The organism is Pseudorhodoferax sp. Leaf267, assembly GCF_001422405.1.
GTDB lineage: Bacteria > Pseudomonadota > Gammaproteobacteria > Burkholderiales > Burkholderiaceae_C > Pseudorhodoferax.
In genome coordinates this window covers 43,232-67,144 of the sequence record NZ_LMMV01000006.1, presented here as the reverse complement: position 1 = coordinate 67,144, position 23,913 = coordinate 43,232, and the positions used below count along the sequence as shown (strand labels likewise).

Sequence of the window (23,913 nt, the reverse complement as noted above, 5' to 3'; positions counted from 1 at the left end):
GTGTTCAGCGCATCAGCGTGGACTTGCCGAACAGGCTGCCGACCAGGTCCACCACGAGTTCGGCCGTGCGGTTGCGCACGTCCAGCGCCGGGTTCAGCTCCACCACGTCCAGCGAGCCCAGCCGGCCGGTGTCGGCCAGCATCTCCATGCACAGCTGCATCTCGCGGTAGGTGGGGCCGCCGGGCACGCCCGTGCCCACGCCGGGCGCGTCCGCCGGGTCCAGGCAGTCGGCGTCGAAGCTCACATGCAGGTGGGTGTTCTCATCCATGTCCTGCAGTACCTCGGTCATGGTGTTGCGCATGCCGTGCTCGTCGATGTGGCGCATGTCAAACACTTGGAGGCCGAAGGCGCGCACGGCCTCCTTCTCGGCCGCGTCCACCGAGCGCACGCCGACGAAGTCGATCTGCTCGGCGGTCAGCGCCGCGGGCGTGCCGGCCCAGCCCACCAGCTCGGCCGGGCCGTGGCCCAGCAGGCAGGACACGGGCATGCCGTGCAGGTTGCCGCTGGGGCTGATGGACTCGCTGTTCACGTCGGAATGCGCGTCCAGCCAGACCACGCGCAGGTGCTTGCCCTGGGCTCGGCAGTGCTTGGCCACCGCGCTGATGGAGCCGATGGCCAGGCTGTGGTCGCCGCCGACCATGATGGGCACCTGGCCCGCGGCCAGCGCCGCATCCACGGCATTGAAGACGGCGCGGTTCCAGGCCACGACCTGCTGCAGATGCCGCACGCCGCCCTGGTGCGGCGCCCAGTCGGCCACGGGGCCGGCCAGGTTGCCCAGGTCGCGCAGCACCACGCGCTGGCCGGCCAGGGCTTCGGCGATGCCGGCCACGCGCAGCGCGTCCGGCCCCATGCCGGCGCCGCGCACGCTGGCGCCCGCGTCGCTGGGGGCGCCGATGTAGGCGGCCGTGGTGGTGTCGGGCATCGAGTGGCTTTGGAGAGGGCGGCTCATCGGCGCTGGTATTGCGTGGCGCCGAACAAGGCTTCGCGCGCCTTGTCGTCGGTGATGGGCTTGCGCCGGTCGGCCAGCACGGCCACGCCGCGCTGCACGGCCGGGCGCGCGGCGATGCGGTCGAACCATGTCTTGAGCTGCGGGAACTCGGCCCAGTCGATGCCCTGGTTCTGCCAGCTGCGCAGCCACGGGAAGATGGCGATGTCGGCGATGCTGTAGCTGCGCCCGGCGATGTACGCGTGGTCGGCCAGCTGCCGGTCCATCACGCCATACAGGCGCCGCGTTTCGTTGGTGTAGCGGTTGATGGCGTACTCGACCTTCTCGGGCGCGTACACGCGGAAGTGGTGCGTCTGGCCCAGCATGGGGCCGACGCCGCCCATCTGGAACATCAGCCACTGCAGCACCGCATAGCGCTGGCGGTCGGTCTTGGGCAGCAGCTTGCCGGTCTTGCCGGCCAGGTACAGCAAGATGGCGCCGGACTCGAACAGCGACACGGGCTTGCCGTCGGGGCCGTCCGTGTCGACGATGGCCGGGATCTTGTTGTTCGGGCTGATCTGAAGGAACTCGGGCGCGAACTGCTCGCCAGCGCCGATGTCGACGGGCACGACCTCATAGGGCAGGCCGCACTCCTCCAGCATGATGTGGACCTTGTGCCCATTGGGTGTGGGCCAGGAATAGACTGTGATCATGGGCGGTGCACGGGTGGCGGCTGCTGTGAAGTGGGCAACTTTAGGGGAAATCCAGAGCCGATGTTCGAACGTCTGAGAAAGGTCCTGACCGCGCGCGGAGAAGCGCCGCCGCTGGCTGTCGGGCCTGCCACGCCGCTGCAGCGCTGGGCCCGGGCGTCGGGTTTCGAGGTGGTGCACCAGGGTCGCACGCCGCATTTCTCGCTGACGGGCCAATTGGCCGGCAAGCCCTTCCGCATGGACCGCACGTTGCCCTCGCGCGCCTACATCGTGGGCAGCGAGCTGCGCGCGCGCGTGGAGCTGGACATCGCGCCCGAGGTCTCGGTGATGGTGATCAGCCGCAGCCTGCGCGACGCGCTGGAGCACGAGGCCTATGCCGACTACACGGGGCGCGTGCGCACCACGCTGGACGCCAACATGCCCGAGGAAGTGCGCTGGCTCGCCATGTTCGACGAGGTGGGCTGGGAGCGCGGCGCGGTGGCGGCGTTCTGGCCGCGCTATGCGATCGTGGCCGATGCGCGGGCGCATGCGCAGGCCTGGGTCAAGCCCGAACTGATGCAGGCCTTGCTTGGCTGGCCGGTGGCGGCAGACGACGTGCCGCCGTTGCTGCTACAGCTGCAGCGCGGCAAGCTGTACCTGCGCATGGCCTTCGTGCCGGACGATCTGCCGACCCTGCAGCACGTGCTGCAGGTGCTGGCCGTGGCCAGCGCCACGGCACTGGCAGGCTGCGCGCGGCCCACGGGCCCGGCGCCGCTCAGAAGCGCGTGACCGGCATGTCGTGCTGCTGCGGCCGGTCCGAGTACCGGCCGAGCTCGATCTTGGCGATGGCGTTGCGGTGCACCTCGTCCGGGCCGTCGGCAAAGCGCAGCGTGCGCGCGTGCGCATAGGCCATCGCCAGCGGGAAGTCGTCGCTCATGCCGCCGCCGCCATGCACCTGCATGGCCCAGTCGATGACCTGGCAGGCCATGCTGGGGGCCACCACCTTGATCATCGCGATCTCGTTCTTGGCGATCTTGTTGCCGGCCTTGTCCATGAGCCAGGCGGTCTTGAGCGTGAGCAGCCGCGCCATGTCGATCTTGCAGCGCGCCTCGGCGATGCGCTCCTGCGTGACGGTCTGCGCGGCCACGGTCTTGCCGAAAGCCACGCGCGAGGATGCGCGCCTGCACATGAGTTCCAGCGCGCGCTCGGCCAGGCCGATCAGGCGCATGCAGTGGTGGATGCGGCCCGGGCCGAGCCGGCCCTGGGCGATCTCGAAGCCGCGGCCCTGGCCCAGCAGCATGTTGTCGGCCGGCACGCGCACGTTCTCGAACACCATCTCCATGTGGCCGTGCGGCGCGTCGTCATAGCCCATCACGTTGAGCGGGCGCAGCACCTTCACGCCGGGCGTGTCGGCGGGCACGAGGATCATGCTCTGCTGCGAATGGCGCGGCGCGTCCGGGTCGCTCTTGCCCATGGTGATGTAGATGGCGCAGCGCGGGTCGCCCGCGCCGGAGATCCACCACTTGCGGCCGTTGATCACGTACTCGTCGCCATCGCGCTCGATGCGGGTCGCGACGTTGGTGGCGTCGCTGGACGCCACATCTGGCTCGGTCATGGCGAAGGCCGAGCGGATCTGGCCTTCGAGCAGGGGCTTCAACCAGCGCGCGCGGTTTTCGTCGCTGCCGTAGCGCGCGATGGTCTCCATGTTGCCGGTGTCGGGCGCCGAGCAGTTGAAGACCTCGGACGCCCATGGCACGCGGCCCATGATCTCGGCCAGCGGCGCGTATTCTTGGTTGGTGAGGCCCGCGCCCCTGTAGCCCGAGAGCTCGGCGCTGTCGACCGGCAGGAACAGGTTCCACAGGTCCTGTCGGCGCGCCTTGGCCTTCAGGTCCTCGATGACCTGCAGCGGCGTCCAGCGCTTGCCGGCGGCGGTGTTGGCGGCCAGCTCGGCGGCGTAGGTGGCTTCGGCCGGGTAGATGTGGTCGTCCATGAAGCGCTGCACGCGCGCCTGCAGTTCCTGGGTCTTGGCCGAGTAGTCGAAATCCATGGTTTGTCTCCGGTGGTGTTGCGGTTCAGGCCCGCTGCGCGTAGGCCCAGGCCATCTCGGCCAGCGGCCTGGCGCCGGCGCCCGAGCGCTTGGCCTGCTCGCTGGAGGCCGTGCCCGATTCGGCCCGCTTGGCGATTCCCTGCAGGATGGCGGCCAGGCGGAACATGTTGTAGGCCAGGTAGAAGTTCCAGTCGCGGGCCAGCGCCTCGGGCGTCGTGAAGCCGGTGCGCTCGCAGTAGCGCGCGATGTAGTCGGCCTCGGCGGGGATGCCGAGCGCCGGCAGGTCCAGCCCCGCGATGCCGCGGAACTGGCCGGGCGAGATGTGCCAGGACATGCAGTGGTAGCTGAAGTCGGCCAGCGGATGCCCCAGCGTGGACAGCTCCCAGTCCAGCACGGCGATGGCGCGCGGTTCGGTGGCGTGGAACATGATGTTGTCCAGCCGGTAGTCGCCGTGCACGATGCGCGTGAGCGATGCGTCGCGCGCACTGTCGGGAATGTTTTGCGGCAGCCAGGCGATGAGCGCGTCCATGGCCGGGATCGGCTGCGTGACGGAGGCGGCGTACTGCTTGCTCCAGCGGCCGATCTGGCGCTCGAAGTAGTTGCCGGGCTTGCCGTAGTTCGCCAGGCCGCGCTCGGCGTAGGGCACGCTGTGCAGCGCGGCGATCACGCGGTTCATCTCGTCGTAGATCGCAGCGCGCTCGGCGGGCGCCATGCCGGGCAGGGACTGGTCCCAGATCACGCGGCCCTGCTTGAACTCCATGACGTAGAAGGCGCGGCCGATGACGGACTCGTCGTCGCACAGGCAGTGCATCGCCGGCACGGGCACGTCGGTGCCGGCCAGCCCGCCCATGACGGCGAACTCGCGCTCGATCGCATGGGCGGACGGCAGCAGCTTGGCGACCGGGCCGGGCTTGGACCGCATCACGTAGCTCTGGCCCGGCGTCACGAGCTTGTAGGTGGGGTTGGACTGCCCGCCCTTGAACATCTCCACCGTCAACGGGCCGGCGAAGCCGGGCAGGTGGCGGCCCAGCCAATCTGCGAGCCTGGCCGTGTCGAACGCGTGCTGGCCGCTGACTTCCTTGGTGCCGACGAAATGCTCGTACTCGCTCATGTGCTTGTCTCCTTGGGATGTCTTCGGGGTGCTGTGGGATCAGGCGCGGCCTGCGCTGTCGAGCATGGCGCAGCCGCGCCGGGTGGTCAGGTCATCGGTCCGCCTCGACGATGCGCATGAGTGCATCACGGTCGCGTACGGTGAGCCCGGCGGGCGTGATGCGGATGGCCTGGTCGCGCTCCATGGCCTTGAGTTCCTGGTTCACGCGCTGGCGCGAGGCGCCGAGCAGCTGGGCCAGTTCCTCCTGCGCCAGCTGCAGGCTGATGCGCACTTCGTCGGGGTCGTCCAGGCTGGGCACGCCATAGCTGCGCACCAGGTGCAGCAGCTGCTTGGCCAGCCGCGCGCGCAGGGGCAGGGTGTTCAGGTCTTCCACCAGGCCGAACAGCAGCCGGATGCGGCGCGCCTGCAGCCAGAGCAAGGCTTCGTACAGCTCGGCATGCGTGGCCAGGATCTTGCGGAAATCGGCACGTGCCACGCACAGGATGGTGGTCTCGCCATGCGCGTAGGTGTCGTGCGTGCGCCGGTCGCCGTCGAAGATGGCCACGTCGCCGAACCAGATGCCCGGCTCCACATAGGTCAGCGTGATCTGCTTGCCCGACAGCGAGGTGGAGCTGACGCGGGCCGCGCCCTTGGCGCAGGCGATCCATTCTTCCGGCGGGTCGCCGCGCGCGGCGATCAGTTCGCCGTCCTTGTACCGCTTGACGTAGGCGCATCGAAGAATGTCGTGCCGCAGGGAGGGCGAGAGGGTTGAGAACCAGCGCCCGGCGTTGATGGCCTCGCGCTCCGCAATGGTAAGAATGGGTTCGTCCATGGGCTGTCGTTTGGGTGACTGCGCGCAAGGGTGCGCGACGGGCGCATTGTCGTGCGCGGCGGGGAGCGGATCCGCGCCTAGCTGTAGCGCGGCGTGGTCTTGTCCAGGAACGCGGCCATGCCGATGCCGGCGTTGGCCTGGTGCAGGTTGGCGACGAAATGGTCGCGCTCGTGGTTGAGTTGGGCCGGCAGCGTCGCGGCGCCGGCCTCGCCCAACAGCTCCTTGATGCTGGCCAGCGCGTTGGGCGCGCGCGCGTTCAGGCGGTCGGCCAGTGCCAACGCTTCGGCCAATGCCGCGCCCGGTGCGGCGATGCGGTTCACCAGGCCCAGCACATGCAGGCGCTCGGCGGCGATGCGCTCGCCCAGCATCAGCAGCTCCGCGGCCAGCTGGCGTGGCAGCGCGTGCGCCAGGCTCCAGCTGGCCCCGCCGTCGGGCGACAGGCCGACCGTGCTGTGCGCCATGACGAACACGGCGTTGCTGGCCGCGACCACAAGGTCGCAGGCCAGGACCAGCGAGAAGGCCGAGCCCGCCGCTGCACCCTCGACGGCGGCGATCACGGGCTTGGGAAAGGTGTGGATGGACTCGATCCAGCTGTGCAGGCCCTCGGTGTCTTGCACCTGGTGCGCGGCCGGCTCGCGCCGGCTGGCCTGCAGGCGCTGCAGGTCGGCGCCCACGCTGAACAGCGCGCCCGCGCCCGTGATGACCACGCTGCGCACCTCCGGGCTGGATTCGGCGACGTTCAGCGCCTCGATGCCGGCGGCGTAGATGTCCGGCCCCAGCGCATTGCGCTGCTCGGGGTTGGACAGCGTGAGCACCAGGGTCTGGCCATGGCTGGTGCTGAGGAGGGCGGCGGACATGGCGGGGTCAGCTTCTCAAAGCTCTTCGTGCGACAGCGACAGTCCGATGGCGCCGCGCCGGCGCAGCCAGGGGCTGGGGCGGTAGCGCGGGTCGCCGTAGACGGTCTGCATGTTGAACAGCACCTCCAGCACATTGGCCGGGCCGTAGCGGTCGCCCATGGCCAGCGGGCCGAGCGGGTAGCCCAGGCCCAGCGTCACGGCCAGCTCCAGGTCGCGTGGCGTGCAGATGCGCTGCTGGCAGATGTCGGAGGCGATGTTGACGATGGCCGCCACCACGCGCTGCGTGACGAAGCCGCCGCTGTCGCGCACCACGCTGACCGCCTTGCCGTCGCGCGCGAAGAGGGCGTGCGCCGCCTCGCGCATGTCGATGCGGGTGGCCGGGTTGGTGGCCAGCACCCGGCGCCTGGTGCTGGCGTCGTCGACCAGCATGTCGATGCCGATGGTGCGGGCCGGGTCCAGCCGCTCGACGACGGCCACTGTCGTCACGTCGAAGCCCAGGGGCGAGACCACGGTCAGCGCCTGGGGGGAGGGCGAGACGCCGGTCTCGATTCGCGCGCCCAGGTCCTTGAGCAACTGCAACAGCTCGGCCCGCCGCGCCGCACGCGGCGACACCCACACCGGCGGGATGTCGGCAACCTGCGGCGCCACGGGCTCGCCCGGCACCTGGGCCACGCCGTCGTGGTAACGGTAGAACCCTTCGCCGACCTTCTTGCCGACCACACCGCCGGCCAGCCGCTGGGCCGTGATCACGCTGGGCCGGTAGCGCGGCTCGTCGTAGTACTGGCGGTAGACCGATTCCATGACCGGGTGCGACACGTCCAGTGCCGTCAGGTCCATGAGCTCGAACGGGCCGAGCTTGAAGCCGACTTGGTCCTTCAGGATGCGGTCGACGGTGGCGAAGTCGGCCACGCCCTCGCCGACGATGCGCAGCGCCTCAGTGCCGTAGGCGCGGCCGGCATGGTTGACGATGAAGCCGGGCGTGTCCTGCGCGAGCACCGGCGTGTGTCCCATGTCGCGCGCGTAGCGTTGCAGCCCGTCGCAGACCGCCGGGTCGGTCTTCAAACCGCCGATGACTTCGACCACCTTCATGAGCGGCACAGGGTTGAAGAAGTGGTAGCCGGCGAAGCGCTGCGGGCGCTGCAGCCGCGCTGCGATCGCGGTGATGGAGAGCGAGGACGTGTTGCTGGCCAAAACCGTGTCTGGCCGCACGATTGTTTCAAGTTCTGCAAAAAGCGCTTGCTTCACATCCAGCTTCTCAACGACCGCCTCGATCACCAGATCGCAGTCCGCCAGTGCGGACAAGGCCCCGGCTTCGGCGAGCAACGCGCGCCGGCTGGCAAGCTCTGCCGCGTCGAGACGCCCTTTCTCGTGCAGTTTGTCCCACTGCAACAACACTGCGGCGCGTGCCGTGGCAGCCGCCCCCGCTTGCACGTCGAAGAGTTTGACGGTGCTACCCGCTTGTGCTGCAATTTGCGCGATTCCGCGGCCCATGGCGCCGGCGCCCACGACGCCGACGACCGCATATGTCTTGTTCATGAATCGATTATCGCCCGTCATTTCTAATGGTATGGTGTGCTAATAGTTTGTAAAAAAGTACAGTGAAACTACGAAACAAGCTGGTTGGCGTCACGTTGCTCGGTGCGGCCTTCGGTAGTTCAGCGCTGAGCCTGGGTCGGGCGCGCGGCGCTGTGGTTTTGGGCCAGCCTCTGAGTCTGGCGGTCGAAGTCCGTGTCGACAGCCCCGACGATGCCGTCGCGCAGTGTTTCCGCGCCGACGTGTTCCATGGCGATGCCGCCGTCGAGGCCAGCCGGGTCCGCATCATCGTTCAGGCACCGGGCGCCGGGTCGCAGGACGCAGTGATCCGCATCCGCTCCAGCGCCGTGGTCGACGAGCCCGTGATCGGCGTCGTCCTGCATGCCCTGTGCGGCCAGCGCGGTGAGCGCCGCTACGATTTCCTGCCCGAATACCCGGCCGAACTGGTCGCCGCCCAGGTGCCGGTGGCCCGGCCCACCGAGGCGCCCGCGTCTGTGCCGTTCGCCGCGCCCGATTCCGCTGCGACGGCGCCGGTCGCACCGACACCGTTGCCCGTGCCGGCCCCCGCACCGGCGCCGCGGCCTGCCGCGGCCGCGCCACCGGCGGTTGTGCGCGCTCCCGCTGCGGCCCCGAGGCCGGCGCAGGCACGGCCACCTGCCCAGCGGCCTGCACCGCGCGCCGTGGCCGCAGCGCCCCGGCCTGCAGCACCCAAGGCCGAGGCACCTGCCAAGGCGGCGGAGCCGGCCGTGGCCGCTGCACCGACCGAGGGCCGACCGCGCCTCACGCTGGACGCGCCGCTGCGCAGCATCACCGCCCTGGCCGGACCGCCGGCCGAAAACCCGCCGGAACGTGCGCAAGCCGTCAACGCCTGGCGCGCGCTCAACGCGCAGCCCGGCGACATGCAGGTCATCGACCGCATGCTGGCCATGGAAGCGCAGGCCAAGGCCGCGCAGGATGCGCGCGACAAGTCCGAACGCGACCTGCGCGCCCGCCTGGAACGCGCGGAACGCCGGCTGGACGAGGCCGACAACAACCGCGTCGACATCGCATTGGTCTACGGCCTGCTGGCGTTGCTGCTGCTGACCATCGCCGCGGCCGCGTACTTCTGGCACCGCGCACGCAGGAACGCACTGGCGGCTGCGAACTGGGTGCAGGAGCCTGCGTCTGTCGTCGTCCGGCCCTCGCGCAGCGCCGACTTCTCCCCGTCTTCGATTCCCCCCGAGCCCGTCGAGGTGCAACAGGAGCGGCCTCCGACGCCCGCCGGTGCAGGCCTGGACAAATGGGCCACGGCCGCTGGCCTGGGTGCGCCCGTCACCGCTGCCCAGGCGGCGCGGCCGGTGCCTGTGGAGGCTGGCGCTTCAGAGGGCGCGGTGCCTGCGCCGGCGCCCCCGTCGCGCAGCATCAACCCCGAAGAATTCTTCGACGTGCAGCAGCATGCCGATTTCTTCGTGTCGCTGGGCCAGTACGACCAGGCGATCGAGGTGCTCAAGAAGCACATCGAAGAGCAGGCCGAGATGAGCCCGCTGGCCTTCCTCGAGCTGTTCAAGATCTACCACACGCTGGGCCGGCAGGGCGAATACAACGCGCTGCGCGAAGAGTTCCAACGCACGTTCAACGGCCGCGTTCCGAACTTCGCCGCCTTCGCGGACGAGGGCCTGGGCCTGGAGGATTACCCGGTGCCGCTGATGAGCATCGAGACCGCCTGGGGCGAAACCCGCGTGCTGGACACCATCGAGGCGAACATCTTCCGCCACCCGGAAGACACGGGGCGCCCGCTGGACCTGGCCGCCTTCCGCGACCTGCTGCTGCTCTATGCAATCGCCAAGACCGTGCTGCGCACCGGCGAGGACGGCGTGGCGCCGGACTCCACCGGCAACCCCACCTGGCGTACCGGCCTGGCGCAAGACTCGGCCTTCCAGCCCCGGCGGCTGACGCGACCGGACTTCACGGCCTCCCTGACGCCGGCCGGCGCCGGGCTGGCTGCCGCTTCGGTGGCGCCGGCGGCGCTGGAGCTGGATTCCGGGCCCGCGCCACTGTCCTCGCCGAACTACGACCACGGCCTGGTGCTGGACCTCGACCTGTCGACGACCAACCTGGCACCCATGGACGCCACGCCCGCGCCGCGCGAGGTGCCCCTGCCAGAACTGGACATCGATCTGGGCCTGGACATCGATCTGCAACTGCTTGACATGGAAAGCGGCCCCGCCACGCTGCCGCCACCCGATGCGCAAACGCCGGCACTGGCACCCATGCCGGCGCCTCCTGATGCGGGAAGCAACAAGCCGGTGGTGGACAGCGGCCTGGTCGACTTCGACCTGTTCGACCCCGGCACCGAGGCGCGCATCGCGCCCAAGTCGACGCGCTGACCGGGGCCCTCAGCGCCTGACCTGCAGCGCGCCGGGGTTGACGATGTTGGTCGGCGTGCCCTTGATGAAGTTCAGCACGTTGTCGAACGCGGCGTTGAAGTACATCTCGTAGCTCTGCAGTTCCACATAGCCGATGTGGGGCGTGCAGATGCAGTTCTCCAGGCGCAGCAGCGCATGGCCTTGCAGGATGGGCTCGCTCTCGAACACGTCGACCGCAGCCATGCCCGGGCGGCCGCGGTTCAGGCCGGCCAGCAACGCATCGGGCTCGATCAGCTCGGCACGCGAGGTGTTCACCAGCAGCGCCGTGGGCTTCATGCGCGACAGGTCTTCCAGCGTCACGATGCCGCGTGTCTCCTCGTTCAGGCGCAGGTGCAGGGACAACACATCGCTGTTGGCGAACAGCTCTTCCTGGCTGGCGGCAACCTGGTGGCCGTCGGCCCGCGCGCGTTCGCAGGAGCCGGCCCGGCCCCAGACCAGCACGCGCATGCCGAAGGCGCGCGCGTAGGTGCTCACGATCTGGCCGATGCGGCCGTAGCCGAAGATGCCCATGGTGCGCTCGCGCAGCACCGTGCCCAGGCCGAAGTTCGGCGGCATCGAGGCGGTCTTCATGCCGGACTGCTGCCAGGCGCCATGCTTGAGGTTGCCGATGTACTGCGGCAGCCGCTTCGTGGCGGCCATGATCAAGGCCCAGGTCAACTCGGCAGGCGCCACTGGTGAGCCCACGCCCTCGGCCACGGCGACGCCGCGCTCCGTGCAGGCGGCTACATCCACATGCGAGCCGACCCGGCCAGTCTGGGCGATCAGCTTGAGCTTGGGCAGCTTCTCGATCACCTGCCGGTTCAGATGCGTGCGTTCACGGATCAGCACGATCACGTCGGCATCGCGCAGCCGCACGGACAGTTGGCCCAGGCCCTTCACGGTATTGGTGTAGACCTTGGCGGCATAGGGTTCGAGCTTGACGGCGCAGTCGAGCTTGCGGACGGCGTCCTGGTAGTCATCGAGAATCACGATGTTCATACGTGCCCCGCCGTTTGCATGTGAGGGGTCTGTGTGGAGCTTTCTCCGCAAGCTGGTCGATTCATTTGGGATGTGCTGTCCGATTGTGCGGCCTGACGCCTTAACTGGATGTGCCCCTGGGCCTGGTGTCGCCTGCGCAATTCGGGGTGCGCGCGCCGCCAGGCTGGGGCCCGGTGGGCGCATTGTCGTACAGGCTTGCGCCGGCCCAGATCCGGCGAGCAACGCCGGCACGCATCACTGGCGCGTCATGGGAGGCGTTGCAAGCCGGTGGATCGGCCCCGCCCGTGCTGCAGACGGTGTTCGCGAAATGCAAGGCTGAAGGCCGGTGCACCCCAAAGCTACACGCCCGCCGAAACCTCGCTCACAGCACTTCGTTGAACAGGTAGGCAACGTTGTCCTTGAGCTTGTGCCATGTGCCGCGGTGCTGCCATGCGTGCAAGTCGATCTCCTGAGCCCGCGCCACGTACTTCTCGAACACGGCGTCCAGCTGTCCGGCGGTCTGTTCGTCCGTGATGGCCAGCGTGATCTCGTCATTGGTCTCGAATGAGCGGTCGTCGAAATTGCTTGAGCCGATCGCGCTCCAGCAGCCATCGATCGTCATGACCTTCTGGTGCAGCAGCGTGTGCGGGTATTCGAACAGCCGCACGCCGCATTTCAGCAGCTTCTCGAAGTTGCGATGGCCGGCGTGCTGCACCATGGGGTTGTCCGACCCTGCCGTGGAAGGCATGAGCACCCGCACGTCCACGCCGCGCCGCACGGCCGCGCCGAAGGCGTCGATGGCTTCGGGCTCGGGGATGAAATACGGGTTCTGGATCCAGATGCGGCGCCGCGCCAGGCAGATGACGGCGTGGTGCAGGATCTTCACGGCTGGCGCCGAGCGGTGCGGCTTCGCAAACGCCGCATGGATCACGATGTCGCCGGCCGGCTCCAGGCGCGGAAACACGTCGTCGCCCAGGAACAGCTCGCCGGTGTGGCCGCCCCAGTTCTCGCTGAACGCGCTCTGGATGCTGTTGACGATGGGGCCGTGCAGCCGCACGCTCAGGTCGGCGAAGTGCTCTTTGTCCTGGGCATCGCCGAGCCAGGTGTCCACGATGCAATGGCCGCCGACGAAGGCCTCGCGGCCGTCGACGATGAGCATCTTGCGGTGGGTGCGGTCGTTCAGCACGCCGATGTTCACGAAGGCGCGTTTGTGGAAGAACTCCACCCTGCAACCGGCCGTGCGCATCTGGGCGATCACTTCCTTGCCGGCGTCCTTCGATCCATCGGCGTCCAGCATCACACGCACCTTGCGGCCGGCCCGGGCCTGGGCCGACATGGCATCGGCGACGCGTTGGCCCAGCACGCCCTGCTTCCACAAGAATGTCTCGAAATGCACCGTGTGTCGGGCGCTCGCGATGCTTTCCAGCAGCGCGTCGAAAAACGCGCCGTTCTCCAGCACCTGCACGCGGTTGCCGCCCAGCGCCGTGCCCAAGGTCAGGCCTGCAACGGAAGGCGCAAGGCGGTCAATCGGGCTTTGGCATTCCACGCGCAGGGTGGGTGCGCGATGCCGCCGGATCGACCAGATCACGGCAGCGAGCAAGACGCAGACGCCGACTGACAGGTACAACCATGGTGAACTGGTGGGCAAGGGGTGATCCTCCGGTGGCGACACAGCGTTGCGCCAGACATCGAGGCAGACGCGCAAGCTCGACCACCTTGGCCCTCGTCGCGGCAGCTAGACCGATCTTAGAGGCTCCTCGAAAGGACGCAGCCGCAAGGCTGCCCGCGCCGTTCCCCTTACAGCCGTGCCTAGGGTTGGTTCGCCGCCTCGGCCGCGGCGAGCCGGTCGAGCTCGGCGCAGACATCGGCCATGCGACCGGAAATCACCATGCGGCCTGCGGCTGCGCGCGGCTGCTGTGGTTCCAGCACGCGCAACACGCGCAGGGGCCTGGGGTGGGCCGGGCGATCGGCCGTCTGCACCGGGAAGGGCGCGCCGGTGCGTTGCCGCCGTTGCGCCAGCCTGGCCAGCAGGCTGCCCGCGACCCTGGCCATGCCTGGCCAGACCGTACCGGCCTGACTGTCCACCGCCGTGCGCGCCACCGGCTTGCCTGCCCGATTGGCCCACCTGCCGGCCTTGAACGGCTTGCATTCCTCAACCCAGACCGGAACGACCTGCACCAGGCGAGCTGCTGCCAACATTGCGATTCCCATGTGAACTCCTAACACCGCGAAGGGGTGAACACAGGCAGGATTGGTTGACGATTCCGCTGCGCCAGGGTCGCCGTGCTGTCGCACGGCCAAACGCCCGCCACCTGGTGCCGCGAAGATCCGGGTGCTACATGAGCATGGTGTTGCGGATCAGGCCGACGGCCAGACCTTCGATCTCGAACGGCTCGCCCGGCTCCACGTAGATCGTGGGGTAGTCCGGGTTCTCGGGATGCAGCTCGACCGTGTCCTTGTTGCGGCGGTAGCGCTTGACGGTGACGTCGTCGCCGATGCGGGCCACCACGATCTGGCCGTTCTTGGCGTCCTTGGTGGCGCGCACGGCCAGCAGGTCGCCGTCCATGATGCCGATGTCGCGCATGGACATGCCGCGCACGCGCAGCAAGTAATCGGGCTTGTGCTGGAACAGGCTGCTCTCGACGTAGTAGGTCTGGTCCACATGCTCCTGCGCCAGGATGGGCGATCCCGCAGCCACACGGCCGATCAAAGGCAGCGCCAGCTGGGCCAGTTCCTGCAACGGCAACAGGAACTGCTTGCCACGGCTTTCGTGGATGGAGCGCAGCATGTCACCACGCAGACGGATGCCGCGGGATGTACCGCTGACCAGCTCGATCGCGCCCTTGCGTGCCAGCGCCTGCAGATGCTCCTCGGCCGCGTTGGCGGACTTGAACCCCAGCTCGCTGGCGATTTCCGCGCGTGTCGGTGGCGCGCCGGTGTTGGCGATGGCAGACTGGATCAGTTCCAGGATCTGCTGCTGGCGCGCGGTCAGCTTGACGGGGGTGGACGGTGCATCGGTCATGGCAGCTCCTTGTGGCCTGGCCCTGGACTTCTGTTGAAACGTCCAGTATCTGTATTTTTAACCAGTTTCTAAGCACATGCAAGCATTCGATAGCAGCAGTGAGCAAGTGGCTCGCAAAATTGTGGTGCTTGGCACCGGCGGAACCATCGCCGGCCTGGCCGCCGCCGCTGGCGACAACCTGGGTTACCAGGCCGCGCAGGTTGGCATCGCCCAATTACTCCAGGGCGTCTCGTCTGGCTCTGTAGATGCGATCCAGACCGAGCAGGTGGCGCAGATCGATAGCAAGGACATGGACGCCAGCGTCTGGCGCGCGCTGGCCATGCGGTGCGCACACTGGCTGGCCGACGACAGCGTGCAGGGCATCGTCATCACGCATGGCACCGATACGCTGGAGGAAACCGCGTACTTCCTGCACGCGACTTTGGCCCCAGCCAAGCCCGTGGTGCTGACCTGCGCGATGCGGCCGGCCAACGCCGCCATGCCGGATGGGCCGCAGAACCTGCGCGATGCCATGGCGGTTGCTAGCACTGCAGGCGCCCGCGGTGTGCTCGCCGTGTGTGCGGGTGTCGTGCACGGCGCGCCCGATGTGCGCAAGGTGCACGCGTACCGGCTCGATGCCTTCGGTTCAGGCGATGCCGGGCCGATCGGCTACGTGGAGGAGGGTGCCTTGCGCCAGGTGCGCGACTGGCCGCAGGCGGCGCGCGCATGTGCCCCGCGGCAATGGCCTGTCACGCCCGAGGCCTGGGCACGCGTGGAGATCGTCACCAGCCACGCCGGTGCCGGCGGCGCGCTGGTCCAGGCGCTGGTGCGTGACGGCGTGCAGGGCCTGGTGGTCGCCGCCACCGGCAATGGCAGCGTGCACCATGCACTGGAGGCCGCGCTGCACCAGGCGCAGGCGGCCGGCGTGCGCGTGTTGCGCACGAGCCGATGCGATCAGGGTCGGGTGATGGGTGCGGCCGCAGGAGCCTTGCCGCATGCGGGGCCGCTGTCACCGGTCAAGGCGCGCATCCAGCTGATGCTGGAGCTGATGGCGTAAAGGGCCGCGCCAGCCCAGCTTGGCCGGGGCTGCGTCAGGACGTGAGGGCCGCGAGGGCGCGCGTGGTGATCTCGTCGACCGTACCGGTGCCGCTGATGGCACGGTACTTGGGCGCGTTGGCCGGGTCGGCCTTGGCCCAGCGGGAGTAGTAGTCGATCAAGGGCCGCGTCTGGGCGCTGTAGACATCCAGGCGCTTGGCCACGGTCTCCTCGCGGTCGTCCTCGCGCTGCACCAGGGGCTCACCCGTCACGTCGTCCACGCCTTCGACCTTGGACGGGTTGAACTTCAGGTGGTAGGTGCGTCCCGATGCCGGGTGCGAGCGGCGGCCGCTCATGCGTTCGATGATGGCGTCGAAAGGGACGTCGATCTCCAGCACATAGTCCAGCTTCACCCCTGCAGACTTGAGTGCGTCGGCTTGCGGGATCGTGCGCGGGAAGCCGTCGAACAGGAAGCCGTTGGCGCAATCAGGCTGCCGGATGCGTTCCTGCACCAGGCCGATGATGATGTCGTCGCTGACGAGGGCGCCTGAATCCATCACCGACTTGGCCTGCAGGCCCAGCGGCGTGCCGGCCTTGACGGCCGCGCGCAACATGTCACCTGTAGAGATCTGGGGAATCCCGAACTGCTTGCAGATGAAAGTGGCTTGCGTGCCTTTGCCGGCGCCTGGCGCGCCCAACAGAATCAGTCTCATGGATGTCCTCGGATGTTGTGAATGCTCGCGGCGCCGCTGGCGGCTCGGGCCGCCGCAGTGCTTCATGCACCCGAGAATAGCATGCAGTAAGTCACGTTTCAGTCCATGCAACAGTTCGTCAGAACAGCCGCCGCACCCGTTCCAGATCCTGCGCCGTGTCGACACCAGGGCCGGGTGCCTGGTCGGTGACGTGGACAGCGATCCGGTGGCCATGCCACATCGCGCGCAATTGCTCGAGGGCCTCGATGTGCTCGATTGGCGACTGCGACAAGGCGGGGAACAGGCGCAGGAAACCGGCGCGGTAACCATAGATGCCGATGTGGCGCAACGGGGCCGGCGCGGGAAGGGCTGCGCCGCCGGCCGCGGAGCCGTCGCGCCACCAGGGAATGGGCGCGCGGCTGAAGTACAGCGCGTGGTCCTGTGCGTCCAGCACGACTTTCACCACGTTCGGATTGCGCAGGTCTTCCAGGCTGTCGAAGGGATGCGCGGCGGTGCTCATGCTCGCCTGCGGCCGCTGTTCGAGCAGCTGCGCCACGGCGTCGATCAAGCGCGGTGCGATGAGGGGCTCGTCGCCCTGCACGTTGACCACCAGGTCGTCCCCGTCCAGGCCCAGCAGTGCGCAGGCTTCGGCCAGGCGGTCGCTGCCCGAAGGGTGGTCGTTGCGCGTGAGCACGGCGTCCACGCCATGGGCCGCACAGGCGGCGGCGATCTCGGGGCTGTCGCAGGCGACCACGGTGCGTTGCGCCTGCGACAGCTGCGCCCGCTGCGCAACGCGCACGACCATAGGCGCATCGCCCAATGCAGCCAGCGGCTTGTTGGGCAGACGCGTGGACGCGAGCCGCGCGGGAATCAGGACGGTAAACGGGCGCATCAAAGACCCAATTCTTCGTCGCTCAGGGTGCGTGCCTCCTGCTCCAGCAGGATGGGAATGCCGTCGCGCACGGGATAGGCCAGCCTGGCGCTGCGCGAGACCAGTTCCTGGCGCTCGCGGTCGTATTGCAGGGGCCCTTTGGTCACGGGGCAAACCAGCAGTTCAAGGAGTTTGCTGTCCATCGGGGATGTGTGAATGGGAAGGGGAGGATGGTACCTGCGCGGCCAGGCGCGCATCGAGGTCCTGCAGCAGGCCGGGATCCAGTGCGAGTTCCAGCGGCACGGCCCAGGCTTCGGGGTGGCGGTCCCAGAGCTTGACGGCATCCTTTTCCGTGCAAAGCCAGGTGCTGGGCGCGCCCGCGGGTGACTGCCAGCTGCTGAAATCATGGTGGTCTGGCAGGCCCATCTCGACGAGGTGCCGGACACCGGCGGAGCGCAGCATCGCAAAGAAGCGCTCGGGCCGTGCGATGCCGGCAACGGCCAGCACCGGCGTGTCGGCCAGGCTGTGCAAGGCGAGCCGTGTGCCGTCCGCGCGCTGCGCGAAAGCGCCCAGGCTGCGCCGGGCGCGAAAGCCGCCGAAGGCCGGCCGCTCGCCGGTGTGCACCACGATGTCCGCCGGCCGCGGCCAAGGTTCGCGCAAGGGCCCGGCCGGCAGCAGCCAGCCGTTGCCGAGACCGCGGTCATCGAAGACACAGACCTCCACGTCGCGCTGCAAGGGCAGGTGCTGCAAGCCGTCGTCGCAGACCAGGATCTGCGTTTGCGGATGCCGCTCCAGCAGGGCCAGCCCCGCCTGGACACGCCGTGCCGCGACGAACACCGGGACCTGGCACATGCGCTGGATCAAGGCCGGCTCATCGCCGACCTGCGCGGCCAGGCTGCCGGGCTGCACCTCGCGGCAGTCGGTGGTGCTGCGGCCGTAGCCGCGCGAGACCACGCCGACCTGCCAGCCCGCGGCTTGCAGATGCCGGACCAGCGCCATGACCACGGGCGTCTTGCCCGAGCCCCCGGCCACGACGTTCCCGACCACGATGACCGGCACCGGCAGACGCGTGCTGCGCAACAGGCCGGTGCGGAACAGTGCGCGGCGCAGGGCGGTGACCGCGCCATAGAGTAGCGACAGCGGCCACAGCAGCATGGCAGGCCAGCCGCGCCGCAGCCACAGCTGCGGCAACGCAGCCGCAAGCCAGGCGCGCATGCCGGGTGGCCCCGCCGCCTAGCGCGCGCCGGCGCCGGCGGCCGTCTGCGTCGCGAACGTGATCTGGTGCAGGCCGGATCGGCGGGCCGCTTCCATGGCCGTGATGACGGCCTGGTGCGGCGTGCTGGCGTCGGCGCTGATGATCACCATCGCATCTTGCGCCTGCTTGGCCGCCTCCACCATCGCCAACGACAGCAGCTCGACGCTGCGCCCTTCGATCGCCTGCTTGTTGACCGCGTAGCGGCCGTCGGCAGCGATCGCGACCACCACCTCACGCGGGCGGTCGCGCTGCTGGTCGGCATTGGCCACCGGCAGCTGGATCTGCAGCTCGGCGTATTTGCTGTAGGTGGTGGACAGCATCAGGAAGATCAGCACCACCAGCAGCACGTCGATGAACGGGATCAGGTTGATCTCGGGCTCGTCCCGGTTCCGGTGCCGGAAGTTCATGGCTTGCGGCGCAGGCCGTTCAGGTGGCGCGCAAAAGCCTCGGCCGAGGTCTCCAGCGTCAACAGATACCCATCGACGCGTGCGCGGAAGTACCGCCAGAAGATCAACGAGGGGATGGCCACGATGAGCCCGAACGCCGTGTTGTACAGCGCAATCGAGATGCCCTGCGCCAGCTGCGCCGGGTTGCCGCCGACGCCGCTGGTGGCGCCGGCCTGCGAGCCGAAGATCTCGATCATGCCGATCACGGTACCCAGCAGGCCGAGCAGCGGTGCGGCCGACGCGATGGTGGCCAGTGCGCTGAGGTAGCGCTCCAGCCGGTGCGCCACGCCGCGCCCGGCCGATTCGATGACGGCGCGCAAGTCCGCCTCGCTGCAGTTCGGGTTGCTGTTCAGCGCGCGCATGCCGCTGGCCAGCACCTCACCGAGCGCCGAGTTCTGCGCCAGCTGCGCCACCACGCCGGGCGCCGGCACGGCGCGCTGCGACACGGTGATGGCCTCCTCCAGCAACTGGGGCGGAGCCACCTTGCGCGTGTTGAGGTTCATGAAGCGTTCGATGATCAATGCCAGGGCCAGGATGGAGCATGCAATCAAGGGCCAGATGGGCCAACCTGCGGCTTGTATGATCGAAAACAACACGAATCTCCGTGCGGATGGAAAGGTCGCGGATTATGGCCCAGGCCCTTTTCAGCGCGGTCTTATGAGCCAATCCCGGCCCACGTGGCGTCGGCTTTGCGCTGTCAGCGGCCGTCGGCGCAGACCCACAATTGCTGTGGATAACTTTGTGAAGAACTCTGGTGCAAAGCGCTGATCGCCAGCACTGGCGCGGGCTCAAGTCAGTTCGATTAAAAATCGGGCACAAGAATATTCAATGAAATCAACCATCTTCAACGTGAATGCTGGCTCTGGGACGCTGTGTGGACTGCGCACCAGCCCAGGGCGCACGCTTGTGGAGTATTGCGGCCTCGCATGCTGTGCTGCAGCATGCCAATGCCCTTGCACGACGTGCTGAGGCCAGGATTGGCGCCGTCCATCTGGGAAGTCGGCGCGCTATGCCGCGCCATTGCTGGGGCGCTGGACCACGGCTTCAATCCCGTCGCGGTCCGCGGCGAGATTTCGGGCTTTTCGCGCGCTTCCAGCGGGCATTGCTACTTCCAGATCAAGGACCCGCAAGGCCAGATCCGCTGTGCCATGTTCCGCCGCGCGGCCGCCCTGGTCGATTTTTCGCCGCGCGACGGTGACCTGGTCGAACTGCGTGGCCGGCTTGGTGTGTACGAGGCGCGCGGCGACCTGCAGCTCGTCGTGGAGAGCCTGCAGCGCGCCGGGCAGGGCGCGCTGTTCGAGCAGTTTTTGCAACGCAAGGCCCGGCTCGAGGCCGAGGGCCTGTTCGACGCCGAACGCAAGCGCAGGCTGCCGGCGCTGCCACGTGGCATCGGCGTGGTCACCTCGCTGCAGGCTGCGGCGCTGCATGACGTGGTCAGCGCGCTGCGCCGCCGCCTGCCGCATGTGCCGGTGCTGCTGGCGCCCGCGCTGGTCCAGGGCGAGCAGGCGCCGGCCGACCTGGTGCGCGCGCTCGACGGCCTGTACGCGCAGGCGGCGCCGCGTGCCATCGACGTGATCCTGCTGGTGCGCGGTGGCGGTTCGATCGAAGACCTGTGGGCCTTCAACGACGAACAGCTCGCACGCTGCATCGCGCGCAGCCCCGTGCCCGTGGTCAGCGGCGTGGGGCACGAGACCGACTTCACGATCGCCGATTTCGTGGCCGACCTGCGCGCGCCCACGCCCACGGCCGCGGCCGAGCTGGTCGCGCAGCCGCGCGAGATCTGGCTGTCGGTGCTGCAGGGCATGGGCGATCGCCTGCGCGATGCGGCCGACCGCGCCATCGACCTGCGCGCGCAGCGGCTGGACCAGGCCGCATCGCGGCTGGGCCGCCCCTCGCAACTGGTCGGCCGCCAACAGCTGCGGCTGGCACGCAGCGCGCAGCAGATGACGCATGCGCTGCGCTCGCAGCTGCAGCAGCGTCGCACCGCACTGGCCTTGCAGCAGCCGCGCCTGACCGGCAGCCTGCACAGCCGCGTGCGGCAGGCGCACGAGGCCCTCGCCCAGTCGCAGCGTGTGCTCGACCTGCTGGACCCGCGCGTCGTGCTGCGCCGCGGCTATGCCTGGCTGGCCGATGGCCAGGGCAAGACGGTCTCCAGCGTGGCCCAGGTGCAGGCCGGGGACTCGCTGCGCGCCACCCTCGCGGATGGCGAGGTTGATCTGCTCGTGCAGCAGGCGCGTCGCGTTTAATTCCTACAATGCCCCGTCCCCCACGACAGCATCATTCTTCACCCCCACCTCACGAGGAAAAAAATGGAACACAAGCTGCCTCCCTTGCCTTACGCGATCGATGCCCTGGCACCGGCCTATTCGCAGGAAACGCTGGAATACCACCACGGCAAGCACCACAACGCCTACGTGGTGAACCTGAACAACCTGCAAAAGGGCACCGAGTTCGAGAGCATGACGCTCGAGGAGATCGTCAAGAAGTCCAGCGGCGGCATCTACAACAACGCCGCCCAGATCTGGAACCACACCTTCTTCTGGAACTGCATGAAGCCGGCCGGCGGCGGTGAGCCTTCCGGCGCGTTGGCCGACGCCATCAACGCCAAGTGGGGCAGCTACGCCGCCTTCAAGGAGGCCTTCGTGAAGTCTGCGGTGGGCAACTTCGGTTCCGGCTGGACCTGGCTCGTCAAGAAGGCCGACGGTACGGTCGACATCGTGAACACCGGCGCGGCCGGCACGCCGCTCACCACGGCCGACAAGGCGCTGCTGACCGTCGACGTCTGGGAACACGCCTACTACATCGACTACCGCAACCTGCGTCCCAAGTTCGTCGAGACCTTCCTCGACAAGCTGGTGAACTGGGGCTTCGCCGAGTCCAACTTCGCCTGACATGCCGGCCGCCGCAGCGGCCTGGTCGAATTGAAAATGCCCCGCCATGCGGGGCATTTTTTTGGGCGGGCGATGCGCTCAGCGTGCGGCCGCGAACGGCTTGCCCGTCAGCTTGAAGCCGGGCTTGATGTTCTTCTTGGCGAACCAGCCCTGGTTCATCTCGAGCACGAATCGCACGGGCTTGGCCGAGCAGTGCGAGGCCTCGTCCAGCGGCCGCATGTCGGCCAGGTTCACGATCACGCCGGCATCGTCGACAAAAGCCGCGGTCAGCGGCAGCAGCGTGTTCTTCATCCAGAAACACTGCACGCCAGGCTGTTCGAACTCGAACAGCATGCCTTCGTGCTGCGGCATCTCCTTGCGGTGCATCAGGCCGATCTGGCGCTGCAGCGGCGTCATGGCCAGCTGCACATCGAGCTGGTGCATGCCCGCCGACAACGTGGTGCGGGGCAGGTCGAGCTGGGGGCCGTCCTGCGCCGCGGACAGGCCGGACAGGGTGACGAGAACGAGGCAGGCGAGCGAGCGGAGCAGGCGCATAGGAGTCGTTGGGCAGGGGCGAAAAGCGCCATTGTGACGGCAGGCCGGAGGTTCAGGACAGCTGGAGCGTACCGCCCGGTGCGCCCGGCCTGCCTGGGCCGACGTGCGTGGTTCTGCTTGGCCAGGCGCGCCTTGCTTGGCCCGACTGCGGCCGGCAGCAAGACGTGTCCGTCACCGAAGTCTTCGAACAGTGCTTGCATGTCGCACCCGCAAGCGCTCAAATCGGCGCGCACTCTTCTTGAGAGGAGACCTTCTTGAGCCATCTCATCGAGCTGGGTCGTTGCGACGCTGCCGGGTCCGACGCCCAGCGCAAGGCCTGCCTGGCCATGCTGGAGTACACACGGCTCGACGAGCTTGGCCCTCACCTGGACCCGGCCCTGAAGGACACGCTGGACGCCGCGCGCCAGCGCCTGTGCAAGCGCATCCACTGACCACGGACAGCAGGAGTCACCATGTGCATCGCCAAAACCGTGGGCGTTGGCGCCCGCAACGACACGGCCGACGTGGCCGTCGTGCAGATCCTGCTCAACGAGAACGCGCACCGCCTGCCCGCGCCGGGCAAGCCGCTCACGCCCGATGGCCGCATCGGCCCCAACACGCTGGCCGCGATCGAGGCCTTCGAGACGAAAGTGATGGGATTGCCCGAGTCCGACCGCGTGATCGCACCGGGCGACGCCACGATCCGGGCGCTGCTGGCCGGCCTGGCGCCCGGGCCCACCAAGGAGAAGCTGGCCATCGTGCTGCCGGCCGCGGCCAGCAGCAAGATCGATCTGTATTTCGAACCGCTCAAGGCCGGCATGGTCAAGTACGGCATCGCCAGCAGCCCGCTGCAGATGGCGCACTTCATTGCCCAGATCGGCCATGAGTCCGGCTCGTTCCTGTACTCCGAAGAGATCGCCAGCGGCGCCGCCTACGAGGGGCGCGGCGACCTGGGCAACACCCAGCCCGGCGATGGCAAGCGCTTCAAGGGCCGCGGCCTGATCCAGCTGACCGGGCGCGCCAACTACGCAAGCTACAGCCAGTTCAACAACGCCGACTACCTGAGCGACCCGACGCCGATCGCCCGCGACCCGCTGCTGTCGGTGGATGCTGCCTGCTGGTACTGGGCCGTGCTGCGCAGGATCGGCCCGCACGCCGAAGCCGACGACGCGAAGAAGGTCACGCGCCTGATCAACGGCGGCCCGCCGTTCAATGGGCTGGACGACCGGCTGGCCAACCTGGCGCGCGCCAAGGCCGTGCTGGGGCTGGCTTGAAGCGGGCCGCCGCGCTGGTCAGCGCGGCGCTGCTCGCAGCGTGCCAGCCGGCGGCTGCGCCACCGGCCGCCACGGCGCCGGCGGCACCTGCATCAACACCCGCGGCCGCCACCAGCGCGGCGCTGCAGTTCGCACGTGCCGGCGACACCATCGAAGTGCGCCGTGGCGCCGATGTGCTGCAGCGGCTTCAGATCCCGGCATCGGCCGAGGCGCCCGAGATCGAGGTGCTGGACATGAATTTCGATGGCGCGCCCGACCTGCGCGTCATCGACGTGCGCCCGGCCGGGCCGAATGTGCGCTATGTGAACTGGCTGTTCGACCCAGCGGGCCAGCGCTTCGTGCGCAGCGCGGCGCTCGATGAACTGCCGGCACCGGCGTTCGATGCGGCCCGGCGCGAAGTGCTTTCGTCGTGGCGCGACGGGGCCACGCAATACGGGCGCGACACCTATGCGTTTCGTGGGGGCGAATTGGTGCCCCAGGCGCGCGAGCTGCGGGCGTACTCGGCGCCCGGCGTCTACACCCTGAAGCGCTCGCGATGGGCGGACGGTGGCTGGCAGCTCGTGGAGACCACGCAGGGCCGCGGCGAGCCGCCGTGAGCCG

The 23,913-nt window shown here is 68.6% G+C and carries 26 protein-coding genes; 8 read left to right on the top strand and 18 right to left on the bottom strand.

The annotated features are described in order from the left end of the window. Positions 1 to 4: 4 nt before the first annotated feature. Together rocF and ASF43_RS10845 are read right to left on the bottom strand one after the other, a co-directional pair. Positions 5 to 922 carry an arginase gene (rocF, locus tag ASF43_RS10850; RefSeq protein WP_056180317.1) on the bottom strand — a complete coding sequence of 306 codons (918 nt, stop codon included), beginning with the start codon at positions 920 to 922 and terminating at the stop codon, positions 5 to 7. 23 nt (positions 923 to 945) lie between these two features. Next, positions 946 to 1,638, bottom strand: a complete 693-nt coding sequence (locus ASF43_RS10845; RefSeq protein WP_056180314.1) for a glutathione S-transferase family protein — start codon at positions 1,636 to 1,638, stop codon at positions 946 to 948. 60 nt (positions 1,639 to 1,698) lie between these two features. On the opposite strand from ASF43_RS10845, the gene ASF43_RS10840 reads away from it, so the two are divergent. Continuing rightward, on the top strand, positions 1,699 to 2,403 hold the full coding sequence (locus ASF43_RS10840) for a hypothetical protein (protein ID WP_056180311.1): 705 nt from the start codon (positions 1,699 to 1,701) through the stop codon (positions 2,401 to 2,403). Here the strand turns inward: ASF43_RS10840 and ASF43_RS10835 are convergent. From ASF43_RS10835 to ASF43_RS10815, 5 genes are all read right to left on the bottom strand, one after another. Beyond that, positions 2,390 to 3,661, bottom strand: a complete 1,272-nt coding sequence (locus tag ASF43_RS10835; protein ID WP_056180308.1) for an acyl-CoA dehydrogenase family protein — start codon at positions 3,659 to 3,661, stop codon at positions 2,390 to 2,392. The genes ASF43_RS10840 and ASF43_RS10835 overlap by 14 nt on opposite strands. Positions 3,662 to 3,686: 25 nt before the next feature. Next, the gene (locus ASF43_RS10830) at positions 3,687 to 4,772 is read right to left on the bottom strand and encodes a phosphotransferase (RefSeq protein ID WP_056180305.1); all 1,086 of its coding nucleotides are present in this window, start codon (positions 4,770 to 4,772) and stop codon (positions 3,687 to 3,689) included. 91 nt (positions 4,773 to 4,863) lie between these two features. Next, complete coding sequence (locus ASF43_RS10825) at positions 4,864 to 5,583, bottom strand: Crp/Fnr family transcriptional regulator (RefSeq protein ID WP_056180302.1); 720 nt, start codon at positions 5,581 to 5,583, stop codon at positions 4,864 to 4,866. Positions 5,584 to 5,660: 77 nt separating this feature from the next. After that, positions 5,661 to 6,440 (bottom strand): oxepin-CoA hydrolase, alternative type, encoded by a 780-nt coding sequence (locus ASF43_RS10820; RefSeq protein WP_056180299.1) that lies wholly within the window; start codon positions 6,438 to 6,440, stop codon positions 5,661 to 5,663. Positions 6,441 to 6,455: 15 nt separating this feature from the next. Next, on the bottom strand, positions 6,456 to 7,976 hold the full coding sequence (locus tag ASF43_RS10815; RefSeq protein WP_056180296.1) for a 3-hydroxyacyl-CoA dehydrogenase: 1,521 nt from the start codon (positions 7,974 to 7,976) through the stop codon (positions 6,456 to 6,458). A gap of 158 nt (positions 7,977 to 8,134) precedes the next feature. On the opposite strand from ASF43_RS10815, the gene ASF43_RS10810 reads away from it, so the two are divergent. Then, a complete protein-coding gene (locus ASF43_RS10810) occupies positions 8,135 to 10,339 on the top strand; it encodes a FimV family protein (RefSeq protein WP_156373273.1) in 2,205 nt (734 codons plus the stop codon). 9 nt (positions 10,340 to 10,348) lie between these two features. Here the strand turns inward: ASF43_RS10810 and ASF43_RS10805 are convergent, their stop codons facing one another. The 4 genes from ASF43_RS10805 to lexA all read right to left on the bottom strand — a co-directional run bounded on the left by ASF43_RS10805 (position 10,349) and on the right by lexA (position 14,357). Then, positions 10,349 to 11,356 carry a D-2-hydroxyacid dehydrogenase family protein gene (locus ASF43_RS10805; RefSeq protein WP_056180291.1) on the bottom strand — a complete coding sequence of 336 codons (1,008 nt, stop codon included), beginning with the start codon at positions 11,354 to 11,356 and terminating at the stop codon, positions 10,349 to 10,351. A gap of 361 nt (positions 11,357 to 11,717) precedes the next feature. Then, positions 11,718 to 12,827 (bottom strand): phosphatidylserine/phosphatidylglycerophosphate/cardiolipin synthase family protein, encoded by a 1,110-nt coding sequence (locus tag ASF43_RS10800; protein ID WP_056180288.1) that lies wholly within the window; start codon positions 12,825 to 12,827, stop codon positions 11,718 to 11,720. A 317-nt stretch (positions 12,828 to 13,144) separates the two neighbouring features. After that, a complete protein-coding gene (locus ASF43_RS29805; RefSeq protein ID WP_156373272.1) occupies positions 13,145 to 13,513 on the bottom strand; it encodes a hypothetical protein in 369 nt (122 codons plus the stop codon). Positions 13,514 to 13,670: 157 nt separating this feature from the next. Next, entirely contained in the window at positions 13,671 to 14,357 is a 687-nt protein-coding gene (gene lexA / locus ASF43_RS10790) for a transcriptional repressor LexA (RefSeq protein WP_056180282.1), read from the bottom strand. Positions 14,358 to 14,433: 76 nt separating this feature from the next. Here lexA and ASF43_RS10785 point away from each other — a divergent pair, with 76 nt between their 5' ends. Then, positions 14,434 to 15,393, top strand: coding sequence for an asparaginase (locus ASF43_RS10785; RefSeq protein WP_056180279.1), 960 nt, complete (start codon positions 14,434 to 14,436; stop codon positions 15,391 to 15,393). A 34-nt stretch (positions 15,394 to 15,427) separates the two neighbouring features. On the opposite strand, the gene adk is transcribed toward ASF43_RS10785, so the two are convergent. The 6 genes from adk to ASF43_RS10755 form a co-directional block, all read right to left on the bottom strand. Next, positions 15,428 to 16,084, bottom strand: a complete 657-nt coding sequence (adk, locus tag ASF43_RS10780; RefSeq protein ID WP_056180276.1) for an adenylate kinase — start codon at positions 16,082 to 16,084, stop codon at positions 15,428 to 15,430. Positions 16,085 to 16,202: 118 nt separating this feature from the next. After that, positions 16,203 to 16,955: a 3-deoxy-manno-octulosonate cytidylyltransferase gene (gene kdsB, locus ASF43_RS10775; RefSeq protein WP_056180275.1), complete on the bottom strand. Its 753-nt coding sequence runs from the start codon at positions 16,953 to 16,955 to the stop codon at positions 16,203 to 16,205. After that, entirely contained in the window at positions 16,955 to 17,137 is a 183-nt protein-coding gene (locus ASF43_RS10770; protein WP_056180272.1) for a Trm112 family protein, read from the bottom strand. The genes kdsB and ASF43_RS10770 overlap by 1 nt, the downstream gene beginning before the upstream one ends. Continuing rightward, on the bottom strand, positions 17,118 to 18,149 hold the full coding sequence (lpxK, locus tag ASF43_RS10765) for a tetraacyldisaccharide 4'-kinase (RefSeq protein WP_056180269.1): 1,032 nt from the start codon (positions 18,147 to 18,149) through the stop codon (positions 17,118 to 17,120). Before lpxK ends, ASF43_RS10770 begins: the two co-directional genes overlap by 20 nt. An 18-nt stretch (positions 18,150 to 18,167) precedes the next feature. Continuing rightward, the gene (locus tag ASF43_RS10760) at positions 18,168 to 18,596 is read right to left on the bottom strand and encodes a biopolymer transporter ExbD (RefSeq protein WP_056180266.1); all 429 of its coding nucleotides are present in this window, start codon (positions 18,594 to 18,596) and stop codon (positions 18,168 to 18,170) included. Beyond that, positions 18,593 to 19,228 carry a MotA/TolQ/ExbB proton channel family protein gene (locus tag ASF43_RS10755; protein ID WP_056180263.1) on the bottom strand — a complete coding sequence of 212 codons (636 nt, stop codon included), beginning with the start codon at positions 19,226 to 19,228 and terminating at the stop codon, positions 18,593 to 18,595. Before ASF43_RS10755 ends, ASF43_RS10760 begins: the two co-directional genes overlap by 4 nt. Positions 19,229 to 19,582: 354 nt before the next feature. Here ASF43_RS10755 and xseA point away from each other — a divergent pair, with 354 nt between their 5' ends. Together xseA and ASF43_RS30675 are read left to right on the top strand one after the other, a co-directional pair. Beyond that, entirely contained in the window at positions 19,583 to 20,881 is a 1,299-nt protein-coding gene (gene xseA / locus ASF43_RS10750; protein ID WP_056180260.1) for an exodeoxyribonuclease VII large subunit, read from the top strand. A 63-nt stretch (positions 20,882 to 20,944) separates the two neighbouring features. Then, on the top strand, positions 20,945 to 21,526 hold the full coding sequence (locus ASF43_RS30675; protein WP_056180257.1) for a superoxide dismutase: 582 nt from the start codon (positions 20,945 to 20,947) through the stop codon (positions 21,524 to 21,526). Between the two features lie 78 nt (positions 21,527 to 21,604). Here the strand turns inward: ASF43_RS30675 and ASF43_RS10740 are convergent, their stop codons facing one another. Next, the gene (locus ASF43_RS10740) at positions 21,605 to 22,060 is read right to left on the bottom strand and encodes a DUF192 domain-containing protein (RefSeq protein WP_056180254.1); all 456 of its coding nucleotides are present in this window, start codon (positions 22,058 to 22,060) and stop codon (positions 21,605 to 21,607) included. A 254-nt stretch (positions 22,061 to 22,314) separates the two neighbouring features. Here ASF43_RS10740 and ASF43_RS30670 point away from each other — a divergent pair, with 254 nt between their 5' ends. Genes ASF43_RS30670 through ASF43_RS10730 form a run of 3 tightly spaced genes read left to right on the top strand, consistent with a single transcriptional unit; the run spans position 22,315 to position 23,909 of the window. Then, positions 22,315 to 22,491 (top strand): hypothetical protein, encoded by a 177-nt coding sequence (locus tag ASF43_RS30670; protein ID WP_156373271.1) that lies wholly within the window; start codon positions 22,315 to 22,317, stop codon positions 22,489 to 22,491. Positions 22,492 to 22,512: 21 nt separating this feature from the next. Further along, positions 22,513 to 23,313 (top strand): glycoside hydrolase family 19 protein, encoded by an 801-nt coding sequence (locus ASF43_RS10735; RefSeq protein ID WP_200932502.1) that lies wholly within the window; start codon positions 22,513 to 22,515, stop codon positions 23,311 to 23,313. After that, entirely contained in the window at positions 23,310 to 23,909 is a 600-nt protein-coding gene (locus ASF43_RS10730; RefSeq protein WP_056180251.1) for a hypothetical protein, read from the top strand. Before ASF43_RS10735 ends, ASF43_RS10730 begins: the two co-directional genes overlap by 4 nt. The last annotated feature ends 4 nt before the right edge of the window (positions 23,910 to 23,913 follow it).

Excerpts from the sequence above, each read along its gene's own strand:
- ASF43_RS10845 (WP_056180314.1), bottom strand. The coding sequence starts at position 1,638 with ATGATCACAGTCTATTCCTGGCCCACACCCAATGGGCACAAGGTCCAC.
- adk (WP_056180276.1), bottom strand. The coding sequence starts at position 16,084 with ATGAGACTGATTCTGTTGGGCGCGCCAGGCGCCGGCAAAGGCACGCAA.
- ASF43_RS10760 (WP_056180266.1), bottom strand. The coding sequence starts at position 18,596 with ATGAACTTCCGGCACCGGAACCGGGACGAGCCCGAGATCAACCTGATC.
- lexA (WP_056180282.1), bottom strand. The coding sequence starts at position 14,357 with ATGACCGATGCACCGTCCACCCCCGTCAAGCTGACCGCGCGCCAGCAG.
- ASF43_RS10735 (WP_200932502.1), top strand. The coding sequence starts at position 22,513 with ATGTGCATCGCCAAAACCGTGGGCGTTGGCGCCCGCAACGACACGGCC.
- ASF43_RS10830 (WP_056180305.1), bottom strand. The coding sequence starts at position 4,772 with ATGAGCGAGTACGAGCATTTCGTCGGCACCAAGGAAGTCAGCGGCCAG.
- ASF43_RS10825 (WP_056180302.1), bottom strand. The coding sequence starts at position 5,583 with ATGGACGAACCCATTCTTACCATTGCGGAGCGCGAGGCCATCAACGCC.
- lpxK (WP_056180269.1), bottom strand. The coding sequence starts at position 18,149 with ATGCGCGCCTGGCTTGCGGCTGCGTTGCCGCAGCTGTGGCTGCGGCGC.
- xseA (WP_056180260.1), top strand. The coding sequence starts at position 19,583 with ATGCCCTTGCACGACGTGCTGAGGCCAGGATTGGCGCCGTCCATCTGG.
- ASF43_RS10820 (WP_056180299.1), bottom strand. The coding sequence starts at position 6,440 with ATGTCCGCCGCCCTCCTCAGCACCAGCCATGGCCAGACCCTGGTGCTC.
- ASF43_RS10805 (WP_056180291.1), bottom strand. The coding sequence starts at position 11,356 with ATGAACATCGTGATTCTCGATGACTACCAGGACGCCGTCCGCAAGCTC.
- ASF43_RS10835 (WP_056180308.1), bottom strand. The coding sequence starts at position 3,661 with ATGGATTTCGACTACTCGGCCAAGACCCAGGAACTGCAGGCGCGCGTG.
- kdsB (WP_056180275.1), bottom strand. The coding sequence starts at position 16,955 with ATGCGCCCGTTTACCGTCCTGATTCCCGCGCGGCTCGCGTCCACGCGT.
- ASF43_RS10770 (WP_056180272.1), bottom strand. The coding sequence starts at position 17,137 with ATGGACAGCAAACTCCTTGAACTGCTGGTTTGCCCCGTGACCAAAGGG.
- ASF43_RS30675 (WP_056180257.1), top strand. The coding sequence starts at position 20,945 with ATGGAACACAAGCTGCCTCCCTTGCCTTACGCGATCGATGCCCTGGCA.
- ASF43_RS10740 (WP_056180254.1), bottom strand. The coding sequence starts at position 22,060 with ATGCGCCTGCTCCGCTCGCTCGCCTGCCTCGTTCTCGTCACCCTGTCC.
- ASF43_RS10785 (WP_056180279.1), top strand. The coding sequence starts at position 14,434 with ATGCAAGCATTCGATAGCAGCAGTGAGCAAGTGGCTCGCAAAATTGTG.
- ASF43_RS10815 (WP_056180296.1), bottom strand. The coding sequence starts at position 7,976 with ATGAACAAGACATATGCGGTCGTCGGCGTCGTGGGCGCCGGCGCCATG.
- rocF (WP_056180317.1), bottom strand. The coding sequence starts at position 922 with ATGCCCGACACCACCACGGCCGCCTACATCGGCGCCCCCAGCGACGCG.
- ASF43_RS10840 (WP_056180311.1), top strand. The coding sequence starts at position 1,699 with ATGTTCGAACGTCTGAGAAAGGTCCTGACCGCGCGCGGAGAAGCGCCG.